The organism is Ornithinibacter sp. (assembly GCF_035443565.1).
In the GTDB taxonomy this organism is placed as follows: Bacteria; Actinomycetota; Actinomycetes; order Actinomycetales; family Dermatophilaceae; genus Fodinibacter.
The window spans coordinates 1-1,549 of sequence record NZ_DAORSO010000340.1; the positions used below are offsets into that span (position 1 = coordinate 1).

The 1,549-nt window shown below is 73.5% G+C and carries 1 protein-coding gene; it reads right to left on the reverse strand.

Annotated features, from left to right (window positions below; translation table 11 throughout):
* Positions 1-1,497: histidine ammonia-lyase (gene hutH, locus PLL68_RS15015; protein WP_324535476.1), on the reverse strand; the 1,497-nt coding region annotated here is incomplete at its 3' end.
* Between the last annotated feature and the right edge of the window lie 52 nt (positions 1,498-1,549).

The following is a 1,549-nucleotide window of genomic DNA, read 5'->3' on the forward strand; positions in this document are numbered from 1 at the left end:
CTCGATCTCGGGAGCCAGCCAGCGATCGGGACCGGGGCGGCCGGCATCCGACGCCGTGAGCGTGGCGACGACGGACGCCGTTGCGGGCGCCGGTTCCAACGGCGCCCGCAACTGGATGCCGCGCGCGGCCGTGAGCACCTCGACCGCCAGCACGCGCGACAAGCCGTCGACCGAGCGCCGCAGCTTGCGGGCGGCCGACCAGCCCATCGAGACATGGTCCTCCTGCATGGCCGAGCTCGGGATGGAGTCGACGGAGGCGGGCGCGGCCAGGCGCTTCATCTCGGAGACGATCGCGGCCTGGGTGTACTGCGCGATCATGTGGCCGCTGTCGACGCCGGGGTCGTCGGCGAGGAACGGCGGCAGGCCGTGGTTGCGCGCCGTGTCGAGGAAACGGTCGGTGCGGCGCTCGGACATCGAGGCGACGTCGGCCGCGACGATGGCGAGGAAGTCGAGCACGTAGGCCACCGGGGCGCCGTGGAAGTTGCCGTTGCTCTCGACGCGGCCGTCGGGGGTGACGACGGGGTTGTCGACCGCCGAGGCGAGCTCCCAGCCGGCGACGCGCGCGGCGTGGTCGACGGTGTCGCGGGCTGAGCCGGCGACGATCGGGGCGCAGCGCAGCGAGTAGGCGTCCTGGACGCGGGTGCAGGCCTGCGTGCGGTGGCTCTCACGGATACCGCTGCGTGCCATCAGGGTTCGGATGTTCGCCGCCGACACGGCCTGGCCGGGCTGGGGCCGCAGGGCGTGCAGGTCGGCGGCGAAGACGTCGTCGCTGCCGAGCAGGCCCTCGACCGACATGGCCGTCGCCACGTCCGCGACGACGAGCAGGTCGCGCAGGTCGTGGATGGCCAGGCAGAGCATGCCGAGCATGCCGTCGGTGCCGTTGATGAGGGCCAGACCCTCCTTCTCCTCGAGCTCGACCGGCTCGATGCCGGCGGCAGCGAGCGCGTCAGCGGCCGGCATCCGATCGCCGTTCGCGTCGCGAACCACACCCTCGCCCATGAGCGCGAGCGCGCAGTGCGACAGCGGTGCGAGGTCGCCGGAGCAGCCGAGTGAGCCGTACTCGTGAACGACCGGCGCGATGCCGGCGTTGAGCATGCCGACGTAGGTCGTCAGGGTCTGCTCGCGGATCCCGGTGCGCCCGGTCGCGAGGGTGGAGATGCGCAGCAGCATCAGGGCCCGCACGACCTCGCGCTCGACCTCGGGGCCGGAGCCGGCCGCGTGCGAGCGGACGAGGGAGCGCTGCAGCTGGCGGCGCATCTCGGTGGGGATGTGACGGGTGGCCAGCGCCCCGAAGCCGGTGGAGACGCCGTAGTGCGGCTCGGTGTCGTCGGCCAGGCCACGGATGACCTCGCGGGTGCGGCGCACCTCGGCGAGCGACTCCGGGGCCAGGGCGATGGGGGCGCCGTGGCGGGCGACCTGCACGACCTCGTCGATGGTGAGGGGGCCGAGACCGACGGTGACGGGCTCGAGCCCGGGGGTGGCGGATGCGCTGCTCATGACGTCCATTGGAGCGCGACGGATGCCGTCCGCGACAGGCGCGCGGACGGCA